Source organism: Paenarthrobacter sp. Y-19 (assembly GCF_029223985.1).
In the GTDB taxonomy this organism is placed as follows: Bacteria; Actinomycetota; Actinomycetes; order Actinomycetales; family Micrococcaceae; genus Arthrobacter; species Arthrobacter nicotinovorans.
Map to the genome: position 1 here is coordinate 1,956,106 of NZ_CP119414.1, position 24,066 is coordinate 1,980,171.

Here is a 24,066-nt window from a genome sequence, read left to right on the forward strand (position 1 = left end):
CAAGTCTAGTATGAGCCACCACGTTGTTAGCATTGAAACCGTCCGAGGACTGCATCCAGGGCGGCGTCCCGAGACCGGCTGACGGCAACCCGCCCCTGTCCCCTTTCACATCACCACAGAGGTAGGAATTCCTTGGCTTTCGACAATTGGGGCCCGCAGGACCTGACCGCTCCAGCCAAACGCCAGCTCCCTGAGGTGCCGGTGCAACGCGGCATGGTCCTCGAAGACGTCCAGTCAGGATGGGTGGGCGAAGTCACCCGGGTGGAAAAGACCGGTGGCATGCACATCGTGTCGCTCGAGGACAGGCGCGGTAAAACGAAGTCGTTCCAACTCGGGTACGGATTCCTTCTCGAAGGACAAGCGATCAGGTTGATGCCTCCGGCCCCTCGCCGGCCCGCTTCAGCGGTTCAGGCGAATCGCACGGCCTCGGGTTCCGTAAAGGTCCAGGGGCAACGGGCGCAGGTCGCGAAGGCCAGCCGCATCTGGGTGGAGGGCAAGCACGACGCTGAACTCGTGGAGAAAGTCTGGGGTGACGACCTCCGTGTTGAAGGAATTGTGGTGGAACCGCTCCACGGCGTGGACGACCTCAAGTCCGCCATTGCCGACTTCCGACCCGGTCCCGGCCGCCGCCTTGGCATCCTGGTGGACCACCTCGTGGCGGGCTCAAAGGAGTCCCGGATCGCAGCCGAGGCCATGACTGTCCCCGGCGCTGCAGGCAACGTCCTGATCGTGGGCCACCCTTATGTGGACGTGTGGCAGGCCATCCGGCCGAAGGTCCTGGGCATCGAGCAATGGCCCGCCGTTGCCCGCGGCACTGATTGGAAGACCGGGATTCTCACGGCCTTCGGTTGGCCCCACGAAACAGCGGAGGACATCGGGCTGGGCTGGCAGCGCCTGCTGGGCGCAGTGCACAGCTATGCGGACCTTGAGGCATCGTTGTTGGGGCGTGTGGAAGAAGTCATCGACTTCCTCACCGTCCCGTAGTCCACGGTCCGGATCATCAGGATCCGGCATGCTTCCGGGGCGTTGGTCCCGGGAAGGACGCGCGGCCCGGTATTCTTGGACAGCAACACAGCAGCATCTTTAAAGCATTTAAAGCAAAGGGAAGACACCGTGGCAGATAACGCTCCTGAAGAACCGGGCAGCGCCGCAGGCCGGCCCCAGTACCATGGCGCCCCTGCCAACGCACTCCCGTTGACAGCCAGCGAGGACAGGCAGTGGGCCACTTTGGCGCACTTCGGCGGCATCCTTGGATGCTTGCCGGCTCTCCTGATCTACCTGATATTCCGCGACCGCGGGCCGTTTACAGCGCAGGAATCCAAGGAGGCACTGAATTTCACGTTGCCTCCCACCATTGCCGCCGTCTTGGCCAACATCCTTGTCCTGCTGCCGGTGGTGGGAAACATTTTTGCCGTCATTGCCACGGGTATCTGGGTGGCACTGACGTGCTTCTCTGTTTCAGCGGGCATCCGGGTCAACCACGGCCAGCCCCACCGCTACCGTTTCAACCTGCGCTGGATCAAGTAGGGCCCCGATCCGCCCGATGAATCCGGGGGGTACGGTACCGGACTGTCAGTCCCAGGCGAAGGTCAGTCCGGCAGGATCCTGCGGACTACGGCATCTGCGAGCAACCTGCCCTTAAGGGTAAGAACCAGTCGTCCCTTGAATGCCTGAACCGGATCAACCAGTTCGTCAGCAATGAGGCCCGCCATCGCGTGGCGCCCAATCGCATCCAGGGCATCTACGGCAAGTCCCGTTCCGAGCCGCGCCTCCAGCATGATCCGCTCGACTTCCCGGGTGCCGGCGTCGAGGGTTTCGCGCCCTGCGGCAGGTGAGGTCTCTGCCCCCAATCGTGATGCGTAGGCCGTGGGGTGTTTGACGTTCCACCACCGGACACCGCCCACGTGTGAGTGCGCGCCGGGGCCGATTCCCCACCAATCGTCTCCGCGCCAATACGCGAGGTTGTGCTTGCACGCCTGATCCGGAGTCCTCGACCAGTTGCTGACTTCGTACCAGTTCAAGCCGGCCGAGGAGATCAACTTGTCCGCCAGTTCATACTTGGCGGCGTGGTCGTCGTCGTCGATTCCGGGCACCTGGCCACGCTTGATCTGCGCGGCAAGTTTGGTGCCATCCTCGACTATCAATGCGTAGGCGCTGATGTGGTCCGGCCCGTACGAGAGTGCCGTCTTGAGTGAGAACTCCCAGTCCTCCATGGACTCCCCTGGTGTCCCGTAGATAAGGTCCAGGCTGACGGAGAGGCCTGCTTCGCGGGCCCATTGCACCACCAGCGGCACCCGGCTGGGAGTGTGGGTGCGGTCCAGCACTTTCAGCACGTGCGGAACCGCAGACTGCATGCCGAAGGACACGCGGGTGAAGCCCGCGTCCGCAAGCACCTTCAAGGATTCGGGTGTTACAGAGTCGGGATTGGCCTCGGTGGTCACCTCAGCGCCGGGCTCCAGGCCCCAGTAGCCGACGGCGGCGCGCAGGATCTCTGCGAGATCCTCCGCAGGCAGGAGCGTGGGCGTACCGCCACCAAAAAATACTGTGCTTAGTGGACGATGCGGAAGGCCAGAGGCCTCAAGGGTCGTCGCCGCGAAAGCGACTTCGGAAACAGCCGTGGAAGCATAGGCATCCTGCGACGCTCCCCCGCCGAGCTCCGTGGCGGTGTACGTGTTGAAGTCGCAATAGCCACACCGTACGGCACAAAACGGAATGTGCACGTAGAGCCCGAATTTGCGTTGTTCGACGCCGTCCAGCACCTGCGGTGGCAATAATCCATCCGCAGGTGCCGGATCGCCCAAAGGAAGGACGCTGGGCATTTACTTCTTGGCCTTGTCCTTGGACTCGTCGGTCGTCAGTGCTGCGATGAAGGCCTCCTGGGGAACCTCAACGCGGCCCACCATCTTCATGCGCTTCTTGCCTTCTTTTTGCTTTTCGAGCAGCTTGCGCTTACGCGTGATGTCACCGCCGTAGCACTTGGCAAGAACGTCCTTGCGGATGGCACGGATGCTCTCACGGGCGATGATGCGGGAGCCAATGGCTGCCTGGATGGGCACTTCGAACTGCTGCCTGGGAATAAGTTCGCGGAGCTTTCCGGTCATCATCACACCGTAGGCGTAGGCCTTGTCGCGGTGGGTGATGGCGCTGAACGCATCCACTTGTTCACCTTGTAGCAGGATGTCGACCTTGACGAGGTCGGCGACCTGTTCGCCGTCGGCCTTCCAGTCCAGCGAGGCGTAACCGCGGGTCTTGGACTTCAGGAGGTCGAAGAAGTCAAACACGATCTCGGCCAGCGGGATCCAGTATCGGAGCTCCACGCGGTCCTCGGACAGGTAATCCATGCCCTTCATCTGGCCGCGGCGGCTCTGGCACAGTTCCATGATTGCGCCAACGAACTCGTTGGGCGCCAGGACCGTGGCAGAGACCATCGGCTCGCGGACCTCGGAGATCTTGCCTGTGGGGTACTCGCTGGGGTTGGTGACGTGGACGACGCGCTTGTCTTCCAGGGTGACCTCGTACTCCACGTTCGGAGCAGTGGAAATGAGGTCCAGGTTGTATTCACGCTCGAGGCGCTCACGCGTGATTTCAAGGTGCAGAAGCCCCAGGAAGCCCACACGGAAACCGAAGCCCAGCGCAGCGGAGGTCTCGGGCTCGTACACCAGGGCGGCGTCGTTGAGCATGAGCTTTTCGAGCGCATCGCGAAGGACCGGATAATCCGTGCCATCCAAGGGGTACAGGCCCGAGAAGACCATCGGCTTGGCATCTGCGTAACCGCTGAGGGATTCCGACGCCGGCTTGGCCAGGTTGGTGACGGTGTCGCCGACCTTGGACTGACGGACATCTTTCACGCCGGTGATCAGGTAGCCCACCTCGCCAACGCCCAAGCCCTTCGAGGGCGTGGGCTCCGGGGAACTCACACCGATTTCGAGAAGCTCGTGCGTTGCACGGGTAGACATCATCTGGATACGTTCGCGGGGATGCAGCATGCCATCCACAACACGGACATAAGTCACGACGCCCCGGTAGGTGTCATAGACCGAGTCGAAGATCATGGCCCGGGCGGGAGCGTCAGGATCGCCTACGGGGGAAGGTAAATCGCGGACGATCTTGTCCAGGAGCGCTTCGACGCCCACGCCCGTCTTGCCGGAAACCTTCAGAACGTCCTCCGGGTCCCCACCGATGAGGTTGGCGAGCTCAGCCGCGTATTTCTCGGGCTGGGCCGCAGGGAGGTCGATCTTGTTCAGGACCGGAATGATGGTCAGGTTGTTTTCCATCGCCAGGTACAGGTTGGCAAGGGTTTGGGCCTCGATGCCCTGTGCCGCGTCGACCAGCAGAACCGCGCCCTCGCAGGCTGCCAGGGACCGGGAAACCTCGTAGGTGAAGTCGACGTGACCCGGAGTGTCGATCATGTTCAGGGCATAGCTGGTGCCGTCCAGTTCCCAAGGCATGCGGACAGCCTGGGACTTGATGGTGATACCGCGTTCGCGCTCAATATCCATGCGATCCAGATACTGGGCCTTCATGTCGCGTTGCTGAACGACGCCGGTGAACTGCAGCATGCGGTCGGCCAGGGTGGATTTACCGTGGTCAATGTGGGCAATGATGCAGAAGTTCCGGATGATGGCCGGATCTGTTGCGGCGGGCACCGGTGCGGTGCGGGCCATGGGAGACACGCAGGATCCTTACTGTCGACACTCACACGGCAATTACCCGGACTGGGCATAAGCCAGCCCGAACATGCCGCGCATCTGATCCTCTAGTCTCCCACGAACCGGCGCTTCGCCGTACATCGCGCGCCCTGCTGTCCGGCGACGTCGGATGTAGCGTGTTCCTATGGCTTTTGACGTGCGCCCCCTGGGGAAATTTCTGTTGCGTTCACTCAAGGCGCTGCGAGGCGGCAGCTCCAAGCCGGCCGCGCCATCGGCGACGGCGGGCAAACCCACCCGGCGTACCGCCGTCGGGCAGCCACCGGGCCGCTACCCCGGCGACTTCCGCGGAGCCGTCAAGCCCAGCTACTCCCCCAAGCCGGACGGCAGGCCGGATCCTGGCGAAATTGTGTGGGGCTGGGTCCCCTATGAAGAGGACCACTCGCAGGGCAAAGACCGCCCCGTTCTTCTTATCGGGCGGGACGGAGAATGGTTGCTTGGGTTGATGTTGACCTCGAAAGACCACGACAACGGAGCACGCGCGGATAGCTACGTCGACATTGGCGCCGGCCCTTGGGACCGACAGGGCCGGCCCAGCGAGGTCAATGTACAGCGCGTCATCCGCTTGGACCCCCGGGCCGTGCGGCGTGAAGGCGCGGTCTTGGGCAAGCGGCAATTCCAGGACGTTTCACGGAGCCTCAGGGCCTATCAAAGCGTGCGCTGAACTGCGGGTCTCCGTTATCCGTGAGTATCTGCTATCCTTTATAGCTGTGTGTCCGTGCAGGTCGACGGCCACTCATGGTTGGCTGCCATAGGCATCCCCACGCCGCTCAGTCGATGGCCAACCTGAAAACCCTCTAGACCATTTCCGCATTAAAAAGAGAGTTCATACGTGGCTAATATCAAGTCCCAGAAGAAGCGCATCCTCACCAACGAGAAGGCTCGCCTGCGTAACAACGCTGTCAAGTCCGAGCTGAAGACGGCCATCCGCGCCGTCAACACCGCCGTTGAGTCTGCTGACAAGGATGCTGCTGGAACTGCACTTGTTGCTGCCAGCCGCAAGCTGGACAAGGCTGTCAGCAAGGGCGTTATTCACAAGAACAACGCTGCAAACCGCAAGTCGGCGATCTCCAAGAAGGTCAACGCACTCTAAGGTTTTTCCAGTTCGACTGAGCTGATCAAAAGGCCGGCACCCATTGGGTGCCGGCCTTTGGGTTTAACGGCCGGTATTTCTCCGGCGGGTACTTCTTAGGCCGACTTCAGCGACGACTGGCTGACGTGGCGATTACCGTTACCGCATGCTCCACCGCGTACACGGGATCACGCGATTCGCCCTTCACCTGGGCATCCGCCTCGGCAATGACCTGGATGGAACGGATGAGGCCTTCGGGGGTCCACCGGCGAACGTCACGTTGGGCCTGTTCCACCAGCCAGGGCTGCATTCCCAGATTCCTGGCGATGGTGGCTGAAGACCCGTTGGCCCCGGCTACTTTGGCGAGGGTCCGAAGTTTGGCTGCCAGGGCAGCTACGAGAGGAACGGGATCGACGCCGGTGGCCAGGGCGTGCCGGAGAGTGGAAAGTGCGACTGGCCCGTTGCCTGCCATGGCAGCATCTGCCACCTTGAAGGCTGTGGCTTCAACCCGCCCTCCGTAGTAACGTTCCACGGTCTCTGCCGTCACGGCAGTAGTAGCATCAGCGATGAGCTGGCCGCACGCTGATGCGAGCTCTGAAAGATTGGCACCGACCGCGTTTACCAGGGCCTGGACGGCTTCGCCTTCAATGCGTCGTCCGCCCGCCTTGAACTCCGAGACAACGAAGGCGGTCTTGTCCGAGTCCTTCTTCAGGGGCTGGCAGTCGATGACGGGCCATCCCCCGGCCTTCACGGTATCAAGCAGCTTCTTACCGCGTACTCCACCGCCGTGGCGAAGAACAAGGACGACGTCCTGGTCAGGGTGCTGGAGATAGGCCAGGCCATCCGCCAGGAACGCGTCATTCATGGCTTCGAGGCCCTCGACCTCAATGAGCTTGCCTTCCCCGAAGAGGGACGGAGTCACTGTCATCGCCAGCGTCCCTGCCTCGTAGGAGCCGGCGTTGAGACGGCTGAGTTCCACGTCCGGCGTGGCAGTCCGCACCTGCGTGCGGATCCGATCCATGGCACGGATACCAAGGTATTCTTCCGGCCCGGTGATCAGTACTACGGCGGCCGGACTTGCGTCCCGCCAGCTGACGGTGTTCGCCGCGGCGTTCTTGGCCCGGGTGTTTTGGGCAGCAGCCACTGGTGTTTCCTTCCGGATGATTCCTTGCAGATATCAAGTCTGCCATGCCTCCGCCCTGACATGCGGCCCAGGAACAGCACCACCCCGGCATGCAAAGCCACAACCCGCACCAGAACCCGTTCCGATTGCAGGACCATCCAGACCAGCGTGATGCTGACGCCCGAGCACAGCACCATGGCGGCGACACCGGCCTGGCCTTCGGCCCAAGGCATTGTTGCGCCGGGCAAACCCGCGAAGAACCTGGCAACTCCCGCAACAGTGGCCGCACATCCGCCAGCCACCGCGACGGGCACCACTGCCAACCAAGGCGCCATCACCGCCAACGGCACAGCGAGCGTTCCCATGATGGTCACTGGGGCAACCAAAGGACCGGCCACGACATTGGCGATGAGGGCATACGGAGTAAATTGTGGCTGAAGTGCCACAATGACGGGCCCGCACAGCAGCTGGGCGGAGAACGGAACGGCCACTCCGGCAGCCATCCATCGGGGAACGCGCGAGGGTATCCAGGAAGCAAGGCGGCTGGCCAGGAGTACTATCCCGAGCGTTGCCAGTACGGACAGGAGAAATCCCGCGTTCGCTGCCATGGTCGGGTCAAGAAGCAACAGAATCGCTGTGGCGACGCAAAGGAACGTCAGGGAACGCCCCCGAAGGCCGCCCACCATGGCGGCCAACCCTACAGCTCCCATGACGGCGGCACGCACGACGCTCGGGTCAGGACCGACCATGAGGACGAACCCAGCCAGGCCACATGCAGCAATGGCGGCCGCCAACGGGCGAGATAGCCGAAGTGACCGGGCCAGCAGAATGAATGCTCCCAGAACGAGGCTGCAATTGGCACCACTGACAGCTGTCAGATGTGTCATCCCTGTCGTTTTCATGTCTGTTCCGAGACTCTCCGGCAAGGCACTTGTGTCTCCCGTGACCATGCCTGGCAACAGCCCGGCTGCATCGGGAGGCAACCACCTTGTCGCGGCACTGAAGCCATGCTTAAGCTCGCTGGCGGATTGCCGGACATCGGGTTGGGAGTCGAGCACCACCGGCCACGAGGACGCCGACAGGAGCGCATCCTGGCCCTGGCCGTCGCGGGCTTCCTTGAGGGTCCCGGTGGTTCTGACCACTTGGCCCGCTTGTACCTTGTCCCAACCATCGCCGCCGGCGATCAGGACATCCGCCGTCCCCCGCGCAACAGTGCTCTTCGCCGTTACGGCCAACAATTCGGCTGTCACAGTCCACCTGTTCCCTCCGGACTGGCCAGGTGCCATCGATGCGGCCGGGCTTCCCGTAATCCGTATCTCGATGGCGACTCCGTCATGGTCCGCGGCCGCCTGCGCCAGCGGTCCCTCCTCCCGTTGGACTGCCATGGCTGCACAATGGACCGCAACTGTGGCCCCGAAGAAACATGCCAAAGCAAAAGTGGCGGGCATTGTCCGGGCCCGCACCCCGGCGCACCGCCGCTGCCGCCCACTGAACAGCAAGACCGCGCCTGCGATCAACAGGAAACCTGCCGCAGCCCAGGACCAAACAGCCTCATTGAAGGTGCCTGCGAACGCCGCTCCCCACGCAGTGGCTGCAGTAGGAACCAACCTGAGGTCAGTACGTCCGGCCGACCCCGTTCCGGCGCCGGCGTCAGCCACCTTGCACCGTCACAAGATCCTTCAGTGACTCCATAAGCTTGGGCCCGATGCCGTCCACAGCGTCAAGTTCATCCACGGACGTGAATGCTCCGTGCTCTTTCCGCCAGTCCAGGATGCGTTGGGCTGTTACCGGTCCGACCCTGGGCAATGTCCCGAGTTCCTCCAGCGAGGCTGTGTTGATGTTGACCTTGGCACCTGCCGCGGCAGGGCCGGCTGTTCCACTGGCCGCTCCGGAAACTGCGCCAGCACCCGCAACCGGCGAGCTCTGAGGGGGTGTCTCTCCGACAACGGGTATGTACACCTTGATTCCGTCGGTGAGGACTTCCGCCAGATTGAGGGCGGTAAGGTCGGCGCCGGGCGCCGCCCCGCCAGCCGCATCGATGGCTTGGAAGACGCGACTCCCCTGAGGCAATGAGACGACACCGGGCTTGCCCACCGCACCGGCAACGTGCACCATGACCACTCCTGGCCCACCTTGCGCAGGCGGAGCAGCAACTTCTGCGGGCTGCACGCCTTCGGCCGGAGGATCTACGGCATCAGGACCATCTGAGCGGCCGGCGGATACGGAAGGACCCAGGGGCTCAGACGTTGCCCGACCGTCCGCGAGTCGCCAGAGAAACCACGCCATGAGCACGGCCGCCACCACGGCAACCAGCGCAGCTACCCTCCACGATGTCCGCCAACGCAGCCGGGCGACAGCCGGAACCGAATTTGCCTCGCCTGCGAAGAGCGACGCCAGATCATCTGTTTCTGCGCCTGAATCACCGGATAGATCCAGCAGCGGCCGACTGCTGTGGTCTGGGATCATCCGTGCGGCGAACCGTTCCCGCGCGGCCTGCGCTGCGGCATCTGGGGACAGGTCCCGGCTCCGGCGTGGCATGAATCGAGCCTACGGTCGGCGGCGCGGCACGTGGGCGAGCTTCCATGGCTATGTGGATAAGTGGCTGCGCTCAGATGCAAGCAGACCAGGCATCCCGGCGCACTACCCTCATCCAGTCCATGAGCCTGAATCCGCAGGTCCAGGCTCACCCCGTCGGAGTACTGCTCTCCCCCACGATGACCGCAAGAACTCCGAGCCCGGCATGCGCGGCCAAGACAGCCGGCAAAGCACTGATTTGGGGTGCCGGGCAGTCCGGGCAGGTCTCGTTCAGACGGGTTGCCAAGGCTTCGGCCTCGATCTGGTTTCCGAAGTGGTGGACCGCCAAACGTTGCTGTCCGGCCGGCCTGGACGCTACGTCGGCGGCGACAATTTCTTCGAGGCGGGCTATGGCGCGAACGGCGGAACGTACTTTTTCGAGCGGCACGATCTTGCCGCCGTCGACCGCCAGGATGGGTTTGATGGCCAGAACTGTCCCCAGGAGCGACGCAGCCGCGCCTATACGACCACCCCGCCGCAGCTGTTCCAGGCTGGGAACGTAGAAGTACACCTTGGTGCGTTCCATGCGTTGTTCCGCGAAGCCGCGGACTTCGGCCGGTCCGCGCCCGTCCGCTGCGGCAACGACCGCGCTTTGGACGCCCATTCCCTGTGCCATGCCGACAGTGCGGGAGTCCACAATTTCGACCGGTATCGAGACACGTTCAGCGGCCAGCTTGGCGGCGTCCACCGTCCCCGAGAGTTCGGACGAAATGTGAATGGAGACCACAGCCTCAAAACCGCGCCGCTGGGCTGCCAAGTACGCCTGCTCGAACTGGCCCGGTGATGGCCGGGAGGTTTTGACGGAAGCTCCCGAAGCAAGTGCCAGCGACAATGTCCGGGTGATGTCGTCTTCGCCCTCGCCGTAAATTTCATTGCCGACCATCACAGGCATGGGAACAACAGCCAAACGACCGTCAGCGGTAAAAGCGGAAACCCACTCGGCGGGCAACGCGGCCGCGGAATCGGTGACGACAGCAGTCCTGACGACGGCGGCAAGCGGCTGATCGACGGCGGTAACCGGCGCCGCCGGTTGCCGAAGACGCGCCACTCTTTCCTTGAGCCATATCCAGGCCGGTGGTTCTCGCTCAGGCACGCAACCTCCATAGATGATGGCCGGCCGCCGGCACAGTGCCGGCGGCCTCACAGTCCCTGCTAGGCAGGAACGATGTTCACCAGTTTAGGTGCACGCACAATCACAGTACGGATGCCGCGGCCGTCCAATGCCCGCTGAACATTCTCCGAAGCCAAGGCCAGTTCACGCAGCTCGTCTTCGGCAATGTCCGGGGAGACTTCCAAGCGGTCCCGGACCTTGCCCTGGACCTGGACCACGGCGGTGACGGTGTCCTGCACCAGCAGTGCTTCGTCGTGGGCGGGCCAACCGGCGTTCGCCACGGATGCCGGGTGTCCCAGGGTGTTCCAGAGGTCCTCGGCGGTGTACGGAGCGAACAGGCTCAGAATGACAGCAACAGCCTCCACGGCCTCCCGGACAGCGGGGTCCGCAGCGCCTGCCCCGGAGTCAATGATCTTGCGCGTGGCATTGACCAACTCCATCAGGCGGGCCACAACGACGTTGAACTTGTTGTTGTCCAGCAGTTCAGCGGCATCGGCGATGGTCTTGTGCGTCACGGTCCGCAGGGAGCGGTCACCAGTGGCCGGGTCGACGCCGGGCTCGCTGCTGACGTCCTGGCCGAGGCGCCAGGCGCGGGCCAGGAACTTCGCTGAGCCTGACGGCGAAACATCCGCCCAGTCGACGTCGTCTTCTGGTGGGGAGGCAAAGACCATGGTGAGGCGGACGGCGTCGACACCGAACTTGTCCAATTGCTCGCCGAGGTCCACGCCGTTGCCGAGCGACTTGCTCATGGCTTTGCCGCCGTTGAGCACCTGGCCCTGGTTCAGCAGCGCAGAGAACGGCTCGTTGGCCTCGATCAGTCCAATGTCCTTGATGACCTTGGTGAAGAACCTGGCGTACAGCAGGTGCAGGATGGCGTGCTCCACACCGCCCACGTACTGGCCCACGGGCATCCACTCGTTGATCTTCTCGGGATCAAACGGGCCCTCGGTGTAGTCGGGGGAAACGAAGCGCAGGAAGTACCAGGACGAATCCACGAAAGTGTCCATGGTGTCAGTGTCACGCTGGGCGGCGCGGCCGCAGTTGGGGCATTCAACGTTGACCCATTCGACGGCGGCGGCCAGCGGAGAGGTCCCCTTCGGGGCCAGAGCTTCGCCTCGCAGGTTATCGGGCAGCCTGACCGGCAGCTGGTCATCGGGCACGGGTACCTCGCCGCATTCACCACAGTGGATGATCGGGATGGGCGTGCCCCAGAAACGCTGGCGGCTCAGCAGCCAGTCACGCAACCGGAAGTTGACGAACTTTTCGCCGGTTCCCAGCTTTTCCAGGATCTGGATGGCAGCGGGGATGGCTTCGGCCTTGGAGAGCCCATCCAGCTCACCCGAATTCTTGAGCGTGCCTTCGCCGGCGGTGGCCACACCGGTCTCAGCGGGGTCTTCGCCCCCGGTTTCCAGGACGGCGCGCACCGGGAGGTTGAAGGCCTTGGCGAAGTCGAGGTCACGCTGATCGTGCGCGGGCACGGCCATGATCGCCCCGGTGCCGTAGTCGGCCAGCACGTAGTCCGCAGCCCAGACAGGGAGCTTCTCACCGTTGAGCGGGTTGATCGCGTAACGGCCTGTGAAGACGCCGGTCTTCTCGCGCTCGGTGGACTGCCGCTCGATTTCCGAGAGGGCCTTCACCTTCTCGCGGTAAGCCATGAGCTCGTCGTGCTGTTCCGGGGTCACCAGATCCAGTGCCAGGTGCGCATCAGCGGCGACGACGAAGAAGGTTGCACCGTAGAGGGTGTCCGGACGCGTGGTAAAGACGGTGACTTCGCGCTCGGCCCGGTCTTCGGTGGCCTCAATGACGAAGCGGACATGCGCACCTTCGGACCGGCCGATCCAGTTGCGCTGCATGGCCAGCACGCGCTCGGGCCAGTGACCCTGCAACTGGTCCATGTCCTCCAGGAGGCGGTCTGCGTAGTCGGTGATCTTGAAGTACCACTGGTTCAGGGACTTCTTGGTCACCGGTGTGCCACAACGCTCACAGGCGCCGTTGACGACCTGCTCGTTTGCCAGGACAGTGAGGTCCTTGGGGCACCAGTTGACCGGCGAGTCCTTGCGGTAGGCCAATCCCCGCTCGTAGAAGCGCTTGAACAGCCACTGGGTCCACCGGTAGTACTCGGGGTCCGAGGTGTGGATTCGACGCGACCAGTCAGCCGAGATGGCGTAGCGCTTGAACGACGCCGCCTGGGTCTCAATGTTCGCGTACGTCCACTCGCTGGGGTGCGCGTTGCGCTTGATGGCCGCATTCTCGGCGGGCAGGCCGAAGGAGTCCCAACCGATCGGGTGCAGGACATCGAAGCCCTTCTGGCGCAGGTAACGGGCGACGACGTCGCCCATGGCGAACGCTTCGGCGTGGCCCATGTGAAGGTCGCCCGAGGGGTAGGGGAACATGTCCAGAACGTAGCGGCGTTCACGCGAGCCGTCGTCGGCAGGCGTGAAGACTTTGAGGTCTTCCCAGACCTGCGGCCACTTGGCTTCCATCGCAGCGAAGCTGTAGACGCCTTCTTCAGGCGCTTCGGCTGCGGCTGTCTGTGCTGTTCCGGTCTCTGTCTCCGGCTGAACGCTCACTGCTGCCCTCTTCTGTTCTTCGATGGCGGTATTACCTCCTGCTGCGGTCCCGGATACCCCCGGACACACAAAAGCCCCTCAACAATGGAGGGGCGGCCGCACGGCTGTTGAAAGCCGGGCGGCTAGCTAAGCAGAAGGATCGCACGCATAGATCTACAATAGCGCACGATCAAACTCCCACGTCGCATCGAGCGGCTTACAGGACTGATGGTTGAGTTGACGGCAGCCGCGCCTCGCCCGGGTGTGGTGGGCACCGCGAAGCGGGCGGGGCAGGCGCGGCTGCCGTCAACGTCAGGTCAGGCTACTTAACGTCCTCGTCGACCCAGTCCATGGACTTGGTGACTGCCTTCTTCCAGAGACGCAGCTGGCGCTCCTGCTCCTCTGCCGGCAACTGCGGCTCCCAGCGCTTGTCTTCGTTCCAGTTGGCGCTCAGTTCGCCCAGGTCCTTCCAGAAGCCGACAGCGAGACCGGCCGCATAGGCAGCACCGAGAGCCGTGGTTTCGACGACCTTCGGGCGAACCACAGGCACGCCGAGAATGTCCGCCTGGAACTGCATGAGTGCCTCGTTGGCGACCATGCCGCCGTCGACCTTTAGCTCGGTGAGCGGAACGCCCGAGTCGGCGTTGACGGCGTCGAGCACCTCACGGGTCTGGAACGCGGTGGCTTCCAGCGCCGCACGGGCGATGTGGCCCTTGTTGGCGAAACGTGTCAGGCCAACGATGGCGCCACGTGCATCCGCACGCCAGTAGGGGGCGAAGAGGCCGGAGAACGCAGGAACGATGTAGACGCCTCCGTTGTCCTTCACTGCGGCGGCGAGTTCCTCAACTTCCGGGGCGGAGCTGATCATGCCCAGGTTGTCGCGAAGCCACTGGATCAAGGAACCGGTGACGGCGATGGAACCCTCGAGGGCGTAGTGCGGCTTGGCGTCACCCAGCTTGTAGCCGAGGGTGGTGAGAAGACCGTTCTTGGAGTGGACAATGTCCTCGCCGGTGTTGAATATCAGGAAGCAGCCCGTGCCGTAGGTGTTCTTCGCTTCGCCGGCCTGGAATGCCGCCTGTCCGAAGGTAGCTGCCTGCTGGTCGCCCAGGATTCCGGCCACGGGGGTCTCACGGAGCAACTGCGAGGTGTGGACTTGACCGTAGACCTCGGAGGAGGACTTGATGGTGGGCATCATGGAAGCCGGAACACCGAAGACGTCCAGGATCTCCTGGTCCCACTGCAATGTCTCAAGGTCCATGAACAGGGTCCGGGAAGCGTTGGTGACGTCCGTGACGTGCACGCCGCCGTCGACGCCGCCGGTCAGGTTCCAGAGGACCCACGCGTCGGTGTTCCCGAAGAGAAGGTCGCCTGCCTCGGCTTTTTCACGGGCACCGTCGACGTTGTCCAGGATCCACTTGATCTTGGTTCCGGAGAAGTATGTGGCCAGGGGAAGGCCAACCTTCTGCTTGAACCGCTCAAGCCCGCCGTCCTGTGCCAGCTCGTCAACGATCGGCTGGGTGCGGGTGTCCTGCCAGACAATCGCGTTGTAGACGGCCTCACCGGTGTTTTTGTCCCAGACAACCGCGGTTTCACGCTGGTTGGTAATGCCGACGGCGGCAATGTCGTGCCGCGTCAGGTTCGCCTTTGACAGTGCTGAGGCGATGACCTCGCGCGTGTTGTTCCAGATCTCTGCGGGGTTGTGCTCAACCCAGCCCGCCTGCGGGAAGATCTGCTCGTGTTCCATTTGGCCGGTGGACACAATGTTGCCCGAGTGGTCGAAGACGATGGCGCGCGAGCTGGTGGTGCCCTGATCAATGGCGATGACGTATTGATTCATGGTGACGTCCTTGTCTGGTGTTGTTGGTTAATCAGTGATGGTCAGCAGTGTGCGGATAAAGGGAGATTGTTGTGGGCAGGTCAGCCGGCAAGCGCAGGCATGATGCCGGGTACCAGCAGCCCAACGAGCCCGGCCAAGGTACCGCCAACCAACGGTCCAACCACCGGAATCCACGAGTACGCCCAGTCGCTGGAGCCCTTGCCCTTGATGGGAAGGACGGCGTGTGCGATGCGGGGGCCGAGGTCACGTGCGGGGTTGATGGCGTAACCGGTGGGACCGCCGAGGGACACGCCGATACCAACAACGAGCAGCGCTACGGCCAGCGGGCCGAGGCCGGAGGGGGTTCCTCCGAAGGTCAGGATGACAAAGACCAGGACGAACGTGCCGATGATTTCGGTGATGAGGTTCCAGGGGGTGGAGCGGATGGCCGGGCCGGTGGAGAAAGTGCCCAACTTGTTTGCCGCCAGGGGCTCTTCATCGAAGTGCTGCTTGTAGGCGAGCCAGCAGACCACCGCGCCAAGGAAAGCACCAAGCAGTTCACCGCCGAAATAGGTCAGGGTCGAGCCGAACGTTACGGCCACGTCGGGCGCGTACTCCGCCTTTCCATTGACCAACAGGCCCAAGGTGACTGCCGGGTTCAGGTGCGCACCGGACTTGGCGGCCACGAAAACGCCCGCGAAGACCGCAATACCCCAGCCCCACGTCACCATCAAGAATCCAGCGTTGTTGCCCTTGGTGCCTTTGAGCGCAACGTTGGCCACGACGCCACAACCCAGCAGGGTGAGCATCATGGTTCCGAATACTTCGGAAAGGAAAACAATTCCAAGAGACATCTTTGACTCCTCTATTTTCTGTTGTCAGCCTCATCGCGGGTGAAGAGGCTGTTGGGACGGTTCCGTTGTCTCCGGAACCGCCCCGGTGTGGTGGGCCCCTGTCGGGCCCACCTACCCCATTCCGTCCCTGCCGCGCTCCGGGACGGTCAAGCTGTTTCCGCTGCCGGCCTCAGGCCACCAGGCTGTGGACGTCAACCTTGTGGAAGCGTTGCAGGACATCCTGCGCGTGCTGGATTTCGGCTTCACGGGTTGCTGCATCCCAGCCAAGCGGCTCGGCAAGGGCCGCGGCGATCTCATTGAGAAGCTCCCCGGTCACCAGGCCACGGAAGGCAAGTGACGTCCGTCGGATCAGGACATCGACGAGGTGCCCGATCTGCTCGCGCTCGGCCATGAAGGCCAGTTCGCGAACGCTGAGTTCGCGGGTTGACCGCAGCGGCTGATCCTGGCCGGCGTTGAGGTACTCAATGACCTCTTCCGCACGAGTCCCGTAACGGGTCAGCAGGACGGCAACCCGGTCGGCATCCAGGCCCGGGCCCATGTGATTCTTGATCCATTCCTGTTCGCCCTGTTCCGTATCCGGGAACCCGGCACCTCCGCCGATGGCGAGTTTAGCCGTCGAGACTTTGCGCTCCATGCCCAGTTCGCGCAGGACATCATTGGTCATGTGTTCAGCCAACGCACGGAAGGTTGTCCACTTGCCGCCTACCAGGCTGAGTACGACGGCGGCCTTGCCGCCTGGTGTTGTCACGGCGTCGTCACCGGTGCGGACGTTACGTTCGATGCGGTAGTCCCGGGAAACGAATCCCGGCTGGGTTTCATCGTGGCGGGGCAAGGGACGAACGCCGGCGAAGCTGTAGACGATCTGGTCACGCTCCACCTTGATGGTGGGGAACACATGGCCAACGAGGTCGAAGAAGTAGTCGATCTCTTCTTCCGTGCAGACGGCGTCTTCGGACATGTCGGCGTCGACATCCGTGGTACCGACCAGCACGCGGTCTCCCATCGGGTAGATCAGCACAATGCGGCCGTCGGTGTGCTCGAAGAAGATCTCCCGGCCGTTGCACGCGGCAAGGAGTTCGGGGTGGTCCAGGACAATGTGGGAACCCTTGGTGCCGCCCATGAACTTGCTCACAGCGCCCATGGCCTGGTTGGTGAGGTCAACCCATGCGCCGGTGGTGTTGACGATGACGTCTGCCTGGAAGTCGAATTCCTTGCCGGTCAGCTCGTCACGGAGCCGGACCCCGTTGGTACCCATGGATACGAGCGAGACGTAGTTGCTGGCGCGGGCAGTGCCTCCGGGAAGCCCACCCCCGCGGCCGGCCTTCTCGCCGTCCTGCAGGACGTCCAGGGTCAGACGCTCGGGGTTGTGGACTGATGCATCAAAGTAGGTGGCTGCGTACTTGATTCCGGAGTGCAGCTTGGGAAGTTCAGCCAAGGCCTTTGTCCGGCCGCGGAACTGGTGGCGCGGAACGCTGCCACCGTCGCGGGAGAAGAAGTCGTACATGCTCAGGCCCACCTTGATGAGGAACGCGCCGCGCTCCTTGGGCTTGCCCTGTTTGTGGGTAAGGAAACGCGTGGGCGCGGAAAGGATGCCGGAGAAAGTGCTGAAGATCGGGATGGTGGTCTGCAACGGCTTGACGTAGTGCGGGGCGATGCGCAGGAGTCGGTTGCGTTCGACCACGGATTCCTGGACCAGGCGGAATTCGCCGTTCTCGAGATAGCGGATGCCGCCGTGGATCATGTGGGAGGAAGCGCCGCTGGCGCCCTGGCAGAAATCACCGCGTTCAACAAGGGCGACGTCGACGCCCTGGAGCGCGAGGTCGCGGAACGTTCCGACACCATTGATGCCACCGCCGATAATGAGGACCTTCGCCGTGGGCCGCTCCTGCAGTGCAACGACGGAGTCACGCTGCTGTGCGTGCTGTGAAGTACCGGAATTCCTGTTGTGTCCCAAAACTGCTCCCTTGGGCTTGGTTCGTGCGCCGCGCCACTCGCTGCTGCACCGTTCACCACTAATCTTGCGAAGGTGGAAAATGGAGTCAAGCTATTTGCACAAACGTGCAGTAAGGAAATGAGATGGCACGATCACGTCACTCGGATGCGCTCCGGGCTGCACAGATGTACTACCTGCAGGATCTGACCATGGATGCGATCGCCCGCGAGCTGCGGACGTCCCGGTCCACAGTGTCCCGGCTGTTGTCCTCAGCCCGCGAGACAGGCCTGGTGCAGGTCCAGATTCGAAGTCCGTTCGATACCGGTCCTGAGCTTGAGAGCCAGATCAGGAACCAGTACGGCGTGGACGTCCACGTCGTTCCGGTGCTGGACACCTTGAATGAAGCGGAGACCTTGGACCGCGTCGCCATGCAGGCTGCCAGGACCATAGGGCCCTTGGTGGATTCGAATGCAATCATCGGCGTTGCCTGGGGCGCCACGCTCAGCGCCGTCAGCCGTCACCTCACCCGCAAGGTGACCCATGACAGTATCGTGGTCCAGCTCAACGGTGCCGGAAACATGCAAACCACAGGCATTACCTACGCCAGCGACATCATGCGGCGCTTCGGCAGTGCCTACGGAGCGAGGGTTGAACAGTTCCCGGTTCCCGCCTTTTTCGACCACGCCGCCACGAAGACCGCCATGTGGAATGAGCGCAGCGTTCAAAGAATCCTTGATCTGCAGGCACGCATGAGCATAGCTATTTTCGGAGTCGGATCCGTTGATTCGGACTACCCGAGCCACGTGTATGCCGGCGGCTACCTGGATGAACGCGACCTCTCCATGCTGGCAGCGGACGACGTGGTGGGCGACGTGGCGACTGTGTTCTTCCGGAGTGACGGCTCCTCGGACGGCATCACGCTGAACGAGCGCTCCACAGGACCCAGCCACGAACAGTTGCGGCAGGTCCGGCGCAGGATCTGCGTGGTGTCGGGCGCCTCCAAGATCAACGGATTGCAGGGAGCCCTGGCTGCGGGTTTGGCCACCGACCTCATCCTGGACGAAGCTTCCGCGCGACGCCTGGTCAGTTTCAATGGCCACTCCTGAAGCATTCGTGCAGGAAATGGGTAGAGTCTTTGCTATGAGATTCCCGGTCCGGCTGACATTGAACAACGGCGTACAAATGGAACGCTTGGGATACGGGCTCTACAAGGTACCGCCCAAAGACGCCGAAGCTTTGGTTGCGACCGCTCTGGGCGAGGGCTACCGGCGTTTCGACACAGCAGCGATGTACGGCAATGAGGTGGGCGTCGGCCGAGCGCTCGGCGGCGCCATTGGCGATGCTGCCCGGGCGAACGGCGGCACGGGTGGTTCAGGGGAATCCGTGCACGCCCTTTCCCGTGAGGGCCTGTTCGTGACCACCAAGGTCTGGAACGACGACCAAGGCTATGAGTCCACACTGCGGGCCTTCGACACCTCGATTGCGAACCTCGGGCTTGACTACGTGGATCTTTACCTCATCCACTGGCCGTGCGCCGGACGCGGACTTTTTACGGAGACATACAAGGCGCTGGAAACCCTCTATCGCGAGGGCAAAGTAAGGGCGATCGGGGTATCGAACTTCCAGCCCGGCCATCTCGACGAACTGATGCAGAAAGCCGAAGTCGTCCCGGCAGTAAACCAGATCGAGCTGCACCCCTGGCTGCAGCAAAGCAGATTACGGACACTCCACCAGCAGCTGGGAATAGCAACTGAGGCGTGGAGTCCCCTCGGCCGCGGGCAGGTCCTGGCCGACCCTGCCATCATCTCGCTCGCCGAAAAGCATGGAAAAACTCCTGCCCAGGTCATCATCCGGTGGCATCTCCAACTGGGAAACCTCGTCATCCCCAAAGCGAGCTCTGCAGGACGGATCAAGGAAAACTTCAACGTATTCGATTTTGAGCTGGATCCCTCCGACATGGACGGCATGGCAGGACTCGAACGACACCATCGAACCGGCTCACACCCGGACAACGTGAACTAGGGAATAACCTCCATGGAAAAAGTGGACACCGCGCACTCCCCCGAGGGCTCGCAGGCCCCCAATGGATTCTTCAGTGAAGCCCTCGCCGGACGGACTACCGCTTCGGATATCGAAGTCGACGGCAGCACGGTCGCCTACTGGACGTACGAACCAGCCAAGGCCACGTCCACGACCCGCACCATCCTGGTCATCCACGGCTTCAGGGGAGACCATCACGGTCTATTGCGCGTAGTGGACCAGCTTCCGGAAATGCGCATCATCATGCCCGACCTGCCGGCGTTCGGAAGCTCGGAGCCGTTCGTGGATGACGAACACACCGTTGAGCGCTACGGGCAATTCATCTCCAGCTTCACGACCGCACTCGGCTTGGGTCCCAGGACCGTCCTGCTGGGCCACTCCTTCGGTTCGATAGTGGCCAGCCACTTCGCTGCTTCGCATCCCGATGCCATCTACCCGTTGATCCTGATCAACCCCATTGCCGCTCCGGCTCTGGAAGGTCCCAAGGGAATCATGACCAAGCTTGCCGTGCTGTACTACCAGGCATCCGCCAGGCTTCCCCGCCGAGTGGGACTCGCTGTCCTCCGTAACCGCTTGATCGTCCGCATCATGAGCATCACCATGGCAAAGACCAAGGACAAAGCACTCCGCCGCTTCATCCACGGCCAGCACGATGCCTACTTCAGCGCCTTCGCGGACAGGAAAAGCCTGCTCGAATCCTTCAAGGCGTCGGTCTCGGGCAACGTAGCAGAAGTAGCCGAACAACTGAGGCTCCCGGTCCTTCTCGTCGCCGGGGAAAAGGATGAGATCGCCACCCTTCCGAACCAGCACAAGCTGATGGAGCGGCTGCCGGACGCTACGCTGGAAGTGATTCCCGACGTCGGGCATTTGATCCACTACGAAACCCCGGCCCCCGCAGCAGCAGCGATCCGCACCTTCCTGGAGGAACACCCCGCGTGAAAATTGTCATCGACGCCCGCTTTACCAGAACGGACCACCACGATGGCATCAGCCGGTACGGTTCCAGCCTCATAGCCGCCACGTCAAAACTCGCGGACGTCACCATGCTGGTCAGCGACAAGCGCCAACTCGCCCTGCTGCCTGACATTCCGTATGTGATGGTCAACAGCCCCCTTTCCCCACTGGAGCTGTTCGTTGCCCGGAAGGTCAACCACCTGGGCGCCGATGTGGTGGTCTGCCCGATGCAGACCATGGGCACGTTGGGGCGAAAGTACGGACTGGTTCTCACCCTCCACGACCTCATCTACTACGAACACCCCGCTCCCCCGGGTTTCCTTCCCGCCCCGGTCCGCCTCCTGTGGCGGCTGTACCACAAGGCTTTCTGGCCCCAACGGTTGCTCTTGAACCGGGCCGACATCGTCGCCACCATCAGCCACACCACCGAAGCCCTGATGGCCAAATACAGGCTGACCAAGCGGCCGGTCCGGATTGTGGGTAATGCTCCGCAGCCAGGACAAACACCACGGGATCCGGCAGCAGGTGCCGACAAGACCCTGCTGTACATGGGCTCGTTCATGCCCTACAAGAACGTGGAAACCATGATCCGGGGAATGGCCGGGTTGCCGGAATTTACCTTGCACCTGTTGAGCCGCATCACTGCGGACCGCCGGGCAGAACTGGAAGCCATCGTTCCCGCCGGCGCCAAGGTCATCTTCCACAACGGTGTAACCGACGCCGAATACGACGACCTCCTGCTCCGGGCAACCGCACTGATCAGCCTTTCGCGCGCTGAAGGATACGGGCTGCCGCTGGTGGAGGCCATGGCCCTCGGTACCCCGGTGATTGCCAGCGATATCCCGATCTTCAGGGAGGTCGGTGGCGAGGCCGTCAGTTACGTTGATCCTGAATCGCCCACTGACTTCTCTGCTGCAGTAACCGCCCTCGGTGACGGGGAATTGTGGCAGCAGCGGTCCCGCAGTTCGGTGGAACGGGCATCGAAGTTCAACTGGGACGAGTCGGCACGGCAACTTCTCGCCGCGGCTGAAGAAGTCGTCAACCTGCGCCGGCGCAAGTCTCGGTTGTACTGAGTCCGGCACCTTGGCGCCTAGAGGACGTCGACCCCGTCCAGGCGCAGCTGCACCGGCCCGGCCGTGCGCTTGGCAGCGTTCGCGGCTTTGACAGCACGCATGGCGCGAGTCGTTTCTGCGGCTTCGGCATACGGAATGAAGTACAGCGTCCTGACATCAGCATCGGCTTCTTCGGCCGCAGAGGGGGACGTGCCGGTGAACAATTGCACCGGGGCCGGTCCAGCGCTGCGGAGTTTGGCGCCGGAGGCCAGCGGAGCGCTGGCCTCGAAAGCCTCGGAGAAATGCCCGACGTCGGCCCTTGAGCCGGTGACGGAAGCCACTCGGACCGCGGGCGGTAGCTGGAGCTCTCTGCGCAACGCGAGCTCCCTGGAGGCATATCCTGCAGCGTCCCAGCGCAAAAGTGCGCCCGTGGCCGCGGTGTCATCCGCGGTGATCACTACCAGTCCGCCTTGGCCGGAAGGCTTCACGAGGGAAGCGGCATTGAACCAGCGGCGAACGGTGTCCTCCCCCGCACGCAGGTTTTCCCGTCGAAGCAAGGAATTGCCGTCGAGCAACAGGGCTGCGGCATATCCGGCGGGAGCAACCGGCTCTGCGCCGACCGTGGCCACCACCAAGGCAGGAGTATCGGGGACCATGGCTTTGATGTTCTCGCCGGACGAGGTGACCACCGGCTTGCCGGGGAACGCCCGGCCCAGCTCCTCCGCGGTCCTCATGACACCTGCGGCTCCCCGGCGCAGCCTGGTTCCGCTGCAGTGCGTGCAGCGCCACTGAGGAGCCGGTGTGGAGCACCAGCGGCACGCCGGCATGGCCGAACTGCTGGAGACCGCCAACGGCCCCTGGCAGGCGTTGCAGCGGGCCAGCTCACGGCATGTCTCACACACCAAGGACGGCGCGTATCCCGCGCGGGCCACCTGCACCAGGACGGGGCCGCGCTCCAGGCCTTCTTTGGCCGCCCGCCATGCCGCACCCGGCAAACGGGCGATCCGGGCCAGGGGGTCGCGTTCCTGCTCAAAGCTGTCAGCGGTGTTGAGGACGCGCGGCACCGTGGAGCGGACTGTGGTGCGGGGCGCTTCGATCGGCGCCGCCCACTGCATTTCCACCAGTCGCTGCAACTCTGTGCTGCGGCTGTGGGAGGCCATGAGGCAAGCCGCGCCCTCCTGCTCGGCCCGGAGCAACAACACCTCACGGGAATGGGCGTAGGGAGCGCGTTGCTCGATGTGGAGGTCGTCGCCGTCATCCCAGCACACCACCAGGCCCAGATCCTTGACTGGTGCGTAGGCAGCAGAGCGGGTGCCGATAGCCACCCCGGCCGCACCGCTCAGGAGCCGCAGGAAATTCCGGTAACGGGGCGTTTGCCCATCGTCCGCGGTGAGCCGGGCTACGTCAGACGACGGCAGGACCTTGGCCAGGGCAGACTCCAACTGCTCAAGGTCGCGGTAGTCCGGAACCACCACCACCGCGCCCCGTCCGGAGGAGCGGACTGTGGCTACAGCTGATGCGACCAGGGCCGCCCAGCCAGCCGCTCCGAAACCCTGGAGGGCCGTCAGGACAGCCTTGGGCGAACCGCCACTGGCGAGGTGCTGCAGATAGGACTTGCCGTTGGAGTACGCCGCCCAGGCGTGAGCGTCCGTGAACGGCTTCAGCTCCGCGACATCGGCGTCCAAATCCCCGGCCAAAAGTTCCTTCTCCACCTTGGCCACACGGGGAGGCACAGCCGTCCGGAGAACGTCGCTCAGGGTACCTGCGTAGCGTGCAGCCACGGTGGCCGCCAACTCGGAGACGGCTGGGGTCAGGACCGCCACCGGGGACACGACTTTATGCAAGGCTATGAGCGGGTGGGCCGCATCCGAGGACCCCCGGCGCTCGATGATGTAGCCGTTGAGTTCCTGGCCGTTGAACTTCACCTTCACCCGAACGCCGGGAGAAGCCGCATCGGCGAGTTCGGCGGGAACGCTGTAGTCAAAGGGCCTGTCCAAATGGGGCAGGGATGACTCCAGGATGACGCGCGCTACCGGATTCGACGCAGCCAGCGGAGGTCCATTGGCCGGCATCCGGTCGGGGAAACCCTGCAACAGCGAGGGTTGGAGCAACGATGGCTGGACATCGTGTGCTGCCATGCCCGTCACCTCCAACTCATCACACGGAAGACCGCTTCACTGTCAACGAGAGATGCCCGCAGCGGGATTGACCCGCTGCGGGCATCTCTCTGGCTAAAGCCAATCACGAACCACCGACAAAACAACATCGAGGCAGTCCGTGGG

General features: G+C 63.2%; 20 protein-coding genes. 9 read left to right on the plus strand and 11 right to left on the minus strand.

Annotation, left to right across the window (positions count from 1 at the left end; genetic code table 11):
• Positions 1-132: 132 nt before the first annotated feature.
• Complete coding sequence (locus tag PYR64_RS09045; protein ID WP_018777706.1) at positions 133-984, plus strand: DUF3097 domain-containing protein; 852 nt, start codon at positions 133-135, stop codon at positions 982-984.
• A 129-nt stretch (positions 985-1,113) separates the two neighbouring features.
• Complete coding sequence (locus PYR64_RS09050; RefSeq protein WP_018777707.1) at positions 1,114-1,527, plus strand: DUF4870 domain-containing protein; 414 nt, start codon at positions 1,114-1,116, stop codon at positions 1,525-1,527.
• A gap of 62 nt (positions 1,528-1,589) precedes the next feature.
• Here PYR64_RS09050 and hemW read toward each other — a convergent pair whose 3' ends face one another.
• Both hemW and lepA read right to left on the minus strand, forming a co-directional pair.
• Positions 1,590-2,819: a radical SAM family heme chaperone HemW gene (gene hemW, locus PYR64_RS09055; RefSeq protein ID WP_018777708.1), complete on the minus strand. Its 1,230-nt coding sequence runs from the start codon at positions 2,817-2,819 to the stop codon at positions 1,590-1,592.
• Positions 2,820-4,673: a translation elongation factor 4 gene (gene lepA / locus PYR64_RS09060; RefSeq protein ID WP_026267159.1), complete on the minus strand. Its 1,854-nt coding sequence runs from the start codon at positions 4,671-4,673 to the stop codon at positions 2,820-2,822.
• Between the two features lie 160 nt (positions 4,674-4,833).
• Between lepA and PYR64_RS09065 the strand changes: the two genes are divergently transcribed.
• A complete protein-coding gene (locus PYR64_RS09065; protein ID WP_018777710.1) occupies positions 4,834-5,370 on the plus strand; it encodes a type II toxin-antitoxin system PemK/MazF family toxin in 537 nt (178 codons plus the stop codon).
• 168 nt (positions 5,371-5,538) lie between these two features.
• Positions 5,539-5,799 carry a 30S ribosomal protein S20 gene (gene rpsT / locus PYR64_RS09070; RefSeq protein WP_011774926.1) on the plus strand — a complete coding sequence of 87 codons (261 nt, stop codon included), beginning with the start codon at positions 5,539-5,541 and terminating at the stop codon, positions 5,797-5,799.
• Between the two features lie 106 nt (positions 5,800-5,905).
• Here rpsT and holA read toward each other — a convergent pair whose 3' ends face one another.
• A complete protein-coding gene (gene holA, locus PYR64_RS09075) occupies positions 5,906-6,922 on the minus strand; it encodes a DNA polymerase III subunit delta (protein ID WP_018777711.1) in 1,017 nt (338 codons plus the stop codon).
• Positions 6,841-8,286 carry a ComEC/Rec2 family competence protein gene (locus PYR64_RS09080; RefSeq protein ID WP_275779522.1) on the minus strand — a complete coding sequence of 482 codons (1,446 nt, stop codon included), beginning with the start codon at positions 8,284-8,286 and terminating at the stop codon, positions 6,841-6,843. The genes holA and PYR64_RS09080 overlap by 82 nt, the downstream gene beginning before the upstream one ends.
• Between PYR64_RS09080 and PYR64_RS09085 the strand changes: the two genes are divergently transcribed.
• Positions 8,285-8,587, plus strand: coding sequence for a hypothetical protein (locus PYR64_RS09085; protein WP_231375227.1), 303 nt, complete (start codon positions 8,285-8,287; stop codon positions 8,585-8,587). The two genes, PYR64_RS09080 and PYR64_RS09085, sit on opposite strands and share 2 nt — an antisense overlap.
• Here PYR64_RS09085 and PYR64_RS09090 read toward each other — a convergent pair.
• From PYR64_RS09090 to PYR64_RS09115, 6 genes are all read right to left on the minus strand, one after another.
• The gene (locus tag PYR64_RS09090) at positions 8,552-9,439 is read right to left on the minus strand and encodes a helix-hairpin-helix domain-containing protein (RefSeq protein ID WP_018777712.1); all 888 of its coding nucleotides are present in this window, start codon (positions 9,437-9,439) and stop codon (positions 8,552-8,554) included. The genes PYR64_RS09085 and PYR64_RS09090 overlap by 36 nt on opposite strands.
• A 145-nt stretch (positions 9,440-9,584) precedes the next feature.
• On the minus strand, positions 9,585-10,568 hold the full coding sequence (locus PYR64_RS09095; protein ID WP_275779523.1) for a DegV family protein: 984 nt from the start codon (positions 10,566-10,568) through the stop codon (positions 9,585-9,587).
• A 59-nt stretch (positions 10,569-10,627) separates the two neighbouring features.
• Positions 10,628-13,156: a leucine--tRNA ligase gene (gene leuS / locus PYR64_RS09100; RefSeq protein ID WP_275779524.1), complete on the minus strand. Its 2,529-nt coding sequence runs from the start codon at positions 13,154-13,156 to the stop codon at positions 10,628-10,630.
• Between the two features lie 301 nt (positions 13,157-13,457).
• Positions 13,458-14,972 carry a glycerol kinase GlpK gene (gene glpK / locus PYR64_RS09105; RefSeq protein WP_018777715.1) on the minus strand — a complete coding sequence of 505 codons (1,515 nt, stop codon included), beginning with the start codon at positions 14,970-14,972 and terminating at the stop codon, positions 13,458-13,460.
• 80 nt (positions 14,973-15,052) lie between these two features.
• On the minus strand, positions 15,053-15,805 hold the full coding sequence (locus PYR64_RS09110; protein ID WP_018777716.1) for an MIP/aquaporin family protein: 753 nt from the start codon (positions 15,803-15,805) through the stop codon (positions 15,053-15,055).
• A gap of 169 nt (positions 15,806-15,974) precedes the next feature.
• Positions 15,975-17,759, minus strand: coding sequence for a glycerol-3-phosphate dehydrogenase/oxidase (locus PYR64_RS09115; protein WP_275779525.1), 1,785 nt, complete (start codon positions 17,757-17,759; stop codon positions 15,975-15,977).
• Between the two features lie 122 nt (positions 17,760-17,881).
• Here PYR64_RS09115 and PYR64_RS09120 point away from each other — a divergent pair, with 122 nt between their 5' ends.
• The 4 genes from PYR64_RS09120 to PYR64_RS09135 are packed head-to-tail and all read left to right on the plus strand — an operon-like array spanning position 17,882 to position 21,805.
• Complete coding sequence (locus PYR64_RS09120; protein ID WP_018777718.1) at positions 17,882-18,844, plus strand: sugar-binding domain-containing protein; 963 nt, start codon at positions 17,882-17,884, stop codon at positions 18,842-18,844.
• Positions 18,845-18,878: 34 nt separating this feature from the next.
• Complete coding sequence (locus PYR64_RS09125) at positions 18,879-19,760, plus strand: aldo/keto reductase (RefSeq protein WP_275779526.1); 882 nt, start codon at positions 18,879-18,881, stop codon at positions 19,758-19,760.
• 12 nt (positions 19,761-19,772) lie between these two features.
• Positions 19,773-20,717, plus strand: coding sequence for an alpha/beta hydrolase (locus tag PYR64_RS09130; RefSeq protein ID WP_275779527.1), 945 nt, complete (start codon positions 19,773-19,775; stop codon positions 20,715-20,717).
• Entirely contained in the window at positions 20,714-21,805 is a 1,092-nt protein-coding gene (locus PYR64_RS09135) for a glycosyltransferase family 1 protein (RefSeq protein WP_275779528.1), read from the plus strand. The genes PYR64_RS09130 and PYR64_RS09135 overlap by 4 nt, the downstream gene beginning before the upstream one ends.
• A 17-nt stretch (positions 21,806-21,822) precedes the next feature.
• On the opposite strand, the gene PYR64_RS09140 is transcribed toward PYR64_RS09135, so the two are convergent.
• Positions 21,823-23,922 (minus strand): primosomal protein N', encoded by a 2,100-nt coding sequence (locus PYR64_RS09140; protein WP_275779529.1) that lies wholly within the window; start codon positions 23,920-23,922, stop codon positions 21,823-21,825.
• Between the last annotated feature and the right edge of the window lie 144 nt (positions 23,923-24,066).